The organism is Mesorhizobium sp. M7A.F.Ca.CA.004.04.2.1 (assembly GCF_004022825.1).
GTDB lineage: Bacteria > Pseudomonadota > Alphaproteobacteria > Rhizobiales > Rhizobiaceae > Mesorhizobium.
On sequence record NZ_RZPH01000427.1, the window covers coordinates 1 to 4,817 of the forward strand.

Sequence of the window (4,817 nt, forward strand, 5' to 3'; positions counted from 1 at the left end):
GCATTGTAGTCATGAACCATGGCGTCATCGAGCAGGTCGGCAGCCCGACTGAAATCTATCGCCATCCCAGGACGCTGTTCGTCGCCGATTTCATCGGCGAGACCAACAAGTTCGATGCGACGGTAGGAGCAGATTCGGTAGGCTTCGGGACGAAGGCTTTCAGATGCGCGCCGCACAGCTTTGCGAACGGCGAAGCAGTCGTCGCCGCCATTCGACCGGAAGACGTGATTCCACACGGGCCGGGTTCGCGCTCGCCTGGAGCACCCGATGTGGTGAAGACTTCGGAAAACCTGATCGAAGTGACCGTCGGTGAAATGGAATTCCTGGGTTCGTTCTGGCGCACCCGGCTGCGCGGCGGAGAGCTTGGAGACGAGATTCTGATCGCCGATTTCTCGGTCAACGCCACGCGGCGTCTCGGCCTCGCCGAAGGCGGAGCGCTAACGGTGGAACTGCCCGCCGACCGACTGCTTGTCTTCCCGCAAGGAGAGCGCCATGGCGGCGGCAACTGATATCCTGATGCCGTCCGGTCGGGCGCTTCGACAGTCGCTCGACAAGGACGAGTTGATCAAGCGCGGCCTGCTGGTCGTCATCTCGTTCTATCTGGTCCTGTCGCTGGCAGCCCCGCTCTACGTGATGCTGTCGAAATCGTTCTCGACCTACAGCTTCGATCTTGGCGCGTTCGAATTCCAGGTCAGCGACAAGCTCGGCAATTTCGGCGAGCCAGTGACGGCCGCCGCTCTGAACGAGAAACTCGCCGCGGTCCCGCTAGAAAAGCTTGCGACCAGTTCCGATGGTCGGCTGCCGGCCACCAGCTTCTTTCCGGATTTCAGTTTCCGCAGCCCGGTCAAATACAAGGTCCGCGGCACCACCGATGACGCTTATTTCCTGATCGGCACGCAACTCCATCGCGGCACCGAATGGCAGGAAGTCGATTCGAACACCTTTCGGCGCATTATGCTGAGGCCCGCGCGCGAGCTTGGGTTGGACAACTACACAACCTACTTCTCGACGCCAACGCTGTTCCGCTCGATCCAGAACTCCTTCCTGATCGCGCTGATCAGCACCATCATCACGGTCGGCATAGCCTTCGGCTTCGCCTACGCTTTGAACCGAAGCAAGATGCGCTTCAAGGGCCTATTCAGGCTCATCGCCATGGCTCCCATCCTGGTGCCGTCGCTACTGCCCGGCATCGCCCTCATCTATCTGTTCGGCAACCAGGGCCTGTTGAAAAGCGTGCTTGGCGGCATATCGATCTACGGTCCGTTGGGGATTGTCGTCGGCTCGATATTCTTCACCTTTCCCCATGCTCTGATCATTATCTCGACGGCACTGGCGATCTCCGACCAGCGCCAATATGAAGCCGCCGCTTCGCTGCGCGCCAGCAAGTGGCGGACGTTCTGGGTCGTTACCATTCCGGGCGCGCGCTACGGTTTGATCTCCGCGGCGTTTGTCGTGTTTACGCTCGTCATCACCGATTTCGGCTTGCCGAAGGTCATCGGCGGCCAGTTCAACGTGCTCGCCGTCGATATCTACAAGCAAGTGATTGGTCAGCAGAATTTCGAGATGGGGGCGGTGGTCTCGGTCATCTTGCTGATCCCGGCCATCGCCGCCTTCGTCGTCGACCGCCTGGTCCAGCGTAGGCAGGTTTCGCTCCTGTCGGCCCGCTCGGTGCCTTACGAGGCAAAACCCAATCGCCGCTTCGACCTGGTCTGTCTGGCTTATTGCAGCCTGGTCGCGTTGTTCATCGCCGGCATCATCGGCATTTGCCAGTACGCCGCGCTGGTCAAGTTCTGGCCCTACGACCTCAGTCTCAGCCTGAAGAATTTCGCGTTCGGTCGCATGGATGGCGGGGGCTGGGCTTCTTACTACAACTCGATCACGCTCTCGTTGCTGACCGCTGTGTTTGGAACCGTCATCGTCTTCGTCGGCGCTTACATCGTCGAAAAGACCGAAGGCTTCAGGACCGGACGGGCAGCCTTCCACTTCCTCGCCATGCTGCCGATGGCGGTGCCGGGGCTTGTGCTTGGCCTGGCCTATATTTTCTTCTTCAACAATCCGGCCAATCCGCTGCACGCGATCTACGGCACAATGGCGATCCTGGTCGTCTGCACCGTGACGCACTTTTACACGGTCGGTCATTTGACGGCCCTGACGGCGCTGAAGCAGATCGATCGTGAGTTCGAGCCGGTCGCGGCCTCGCTGAAGCAGCCTTTCTATCGCCTGTTCACGCGGGTGACAGTGCCGATCTGTCTGCCGGCAATCCTTGACATCTCGATCTATCTTTTCGTCAACGCCATGACGACGGTTTCCGCGGTGGTCTTCATCTATACAACACACACGGCGCTCGCCTCGGTTGCAGTGCTCAACATGGACGACGCTGGCGACACCGCGCCTGCTGCTGCCATGGGCATGATGATCTTCTACACCAACGCATTCGCGCGGATCATTCACGTGGCTGTTTCGAAAGGTATCCTGAAAAGAACTCAGGGTTGGCGGGTACGATAATGAAATGCTCTAGGACTTTCCCAAGTCTCAGCCCTGCGTCGGCCTGCGTTCGACGATGTAGATGTGGTCGGCCGCCAGCACCACTTCGCCGCGCTGGTTGATCACCTCGCAGCGTTCGATCACCCGTCCCGACCCCGGCCTCTTCGGGTCGTCTTCCCTGGCCGCAATTGTGGTGCGCGTCCGGATCGTGTCGCCGATGAACACCGGCTTGATGAAGCGCAACCGGTCGTAGCCGTAGGAAAAGGCGACAGGGTTGATGACGGTTGCCGTCAGCCCGATGCCGACCGAGAACACCAGCGTGCCGTGCGCGATGCGCTGGCCGAATGGCGTCGTCTTCATGAACTCGGCGTCCATGTGGTGCGGGAAGAAATCGCCGGTGTGGCCGGCATGGACGATGAAGTCGGTCTCGGTGATGGTGCGGCCGCTGGTCAGGCGCGACGCGCCAATCTCATAGTCTTCGAAATACTGTATCTGTTCCATCAGGGTCTTTCCGCGATCGGCGTCGCCGGTGCCGCACTCGACTGATACGCCGCCTCGACCAGCGCCATCGTGCTCCAGGCATCCTCGACCGGACTGATCAACATAGCATCTTCTCCGGTGGCAAAACGCTGGACATTGGCCATGCGGCCGACGAAGGCGTCTGGAAACCACTCGCCGGCCAAGGGCACCGCGACCCAGTCCGTTCCACCCTTGGGGTAAATCTCCAGCACATCCGGCTCACCTGTGGGATAATCGAGGTTGAGACCCAGCTTGAGATAGGCGGCACCTTCTGTGCCGCAGATGCGGAACTCGCAGGCCTGGTGCCGGCGGCCGAACTTATGGTCGTGGTTGATCGACAGCGCGCAGCGCACGGTGTCGCCATAGTCGAGAATGGCGCTGGTGCGCGTCTGCGCCACGGCATGGTTGGGATGGCCGAGCGTCTTGGCGTGCACACCCTTGGGGTCGCCGAGCAATTGCCTGATCAGGTCGAGATAGTGGATCGAATGCATGGCGATCTCGACGCGCGGCGCCTTGAGCAGGAATTCCCAAAGCTGCCATGGTGTCGCCAGCGCCAGCCAGGCGTCGAAGTCGACGATCTCGCCGAGCCAGCCCTTGCCGATAGCACCCTTGAGCGCCAGCATCATCGGCGCGAAGCGCAATTGGAAGTTCACCGCTGCGTGCAGCTTCCGGGCACGGCAGATCTCGAGGATCGCGGTCGCCTCGGCAAGATTGCTGCCCATCGGCTTCTGGATCAGCGCCACTGCGCCATCAGGCAAGGACTTCAGCACATCGGCATGACGCGACGGCGGGGTGGCAAGATCGAAGATCGCGCCCTCGACGGCAGCAGCTTCTTCGACCGAGCCAAAGGCCGTCACGCCCCATTGGCTGGCCAGTTTTTCAGCCCTGGCGTGGTCGGGATCATAAAGCCCGGCTACTGGAAAGCCGGCCTTCCTGTAGGCCGGGAAATGCGCGTCGCCGACGATCGATCCGGCGCCGAAAGTGACGATCGGCCGGGGTTTTGAGGGTTTTGGCCAGGATTGAACGAGCAAGGCAGGGTCGAAACCGCCTTCAATCATGATGGAAGACCTCGTCCATCTCGGCCCACCACTCGCCCTCTTTGCGCGTCGCCAGCGGCTCCTGGCATGGCATGCAGACCGCCCACCATTCCTGCGTCTTCGGATCGGCCGCCATCTTCGCCATGTCGGCTTCGTAGTCGCTGCCGTGATATTCGAAAGTGCTGAACAGCAGGTTCTCCGGCCGCTTCAGGTAGATCGAATAATTCTTGATGTTGCAGGCGGAGATCATGGCCAGCACGTCGGGCCAGACGGCGGCATGGAGGCGGACATACTCATCGACCTTTTCCGGCTTCAGTCGCAGAACCATCCCCATCCGCTGCATGCCCGTCTCCTATTTCGTGATCGCCGTGGTGAATTCGGCGATGCTCATGGCCTTGACCGCGTCCCAGTCCCAATCGATGCCGATGCCCGGCTCGTCGGGCGCCAGCGCCTGGCCATCCTCGATCCGCAGGCGCTTGCCGGTCAACTGGTCGAGCTGCGGAATGTACTCGACGTATCGGCCGTTCTGAACAGCGCAGGTCAGGCTGACATGCAGTTCCATCAGGAAATGCGGGCAGACCGGAATGTCGAAGGCCTCCGCCGCGTGCGCGATCTTGAGCCAGGGCGTGATGCCGCCGATGCGGCCGACATCGACCTGCACGATCGAGCAGGCGCCTTTCTGCATGTATTCGCGAAAATGGCGAATGGAATAGAGCGACTCGCCGATCGCGATCGGCGTCGGCGTCGAGTTCGACAACCGCACATGTCCGTCAATAT

General features: G+C 60.8%; 6 protein-coding genes. 2 read left to right on the forward strand and 4 right to left on the reverse strand.

Features of this window, described 5'->3' with window-relative positions; genetic code table 11:
* The coding region (locus EN893_RS39890; RefSeq protein ID WP_128361700.1) for a TOBE domain-containing protein at nt 1-509 on the forward strand (509 nt) is incomplete at its 5' end.
* The gene (locus tag EN893_RS19160; RefSeq protein ID WP_127269441.1) at nt 493-2,505 is read left to right on the forward strand and encodes a putative 2-aminoethylphosphonate ABC transporter permease subunit; all 2,013 of its coding nucleotides are present in this window, start codon (nt 493-495) and stop codon (nt 2,503-2,505) included. The genes EN893_RS39890 and EN893_RS19160, both read left to right, overlap by 17 nt.
* Before the next feature lie 27 nt (nt 2,506-2,532).
* Here the strand turns inward: EN893_RS19160 and EN893_RS19165 are convergent, their stop codons facing one another.
* From EN893_RS19165 to EN893_RS19180, 4 genes are all read right to left on the reverse strand, one after another.
* On the reverse strand, nt 2,533-2,988 hold the full coding sequence (locus EN893_RS19165; RefSeq protein WP_164748657.1) for a MaoC/PaaZ C-terminal domain-containing protein: 456 nt from the start codon (nt 2,986-2,988) through the stop codon (nt 2,533-2,535).
* Nucleotides 2,985-4,058 carry a Gfo/Idh/MocA family oxidoreductase gene (locus EN893_RS19170; protein WP_206517064.1) on the reverse strand — a complete coding sequence of 358 codons (1,074 nt, stop codon included), beginning with the start codon at nt 4,056-4,058 and terminating at the stop codon, nt 2,985-2,987. Before EN893_RS19170 ends, EN893_RS19165 begins: the two co-directional genes overlap by 4 nt.
* Entirely contained in the window at nt 4,054-4,383 is a 330-nt protein-coding gene (locus tag EN893_RS19175) for an L-rhamnose mutarotase (protein ID WP_127269444.1), read from the reverse strand. Before EN893_RS19175 ends, EN893_RS19170 begins: the two co-directional genes overlap by 5 nt.
* Before the next feature lie 9 nt (nt 4,384-4,392).
* A partial coding sequence (locus EN893_RS19180; RefSeq protein WP_281062488.1) for an enolase C-terminal domain-like protein occupies nt 4,393-4,817 on the reverse strand: 425 nt, incomplete at its 5' end.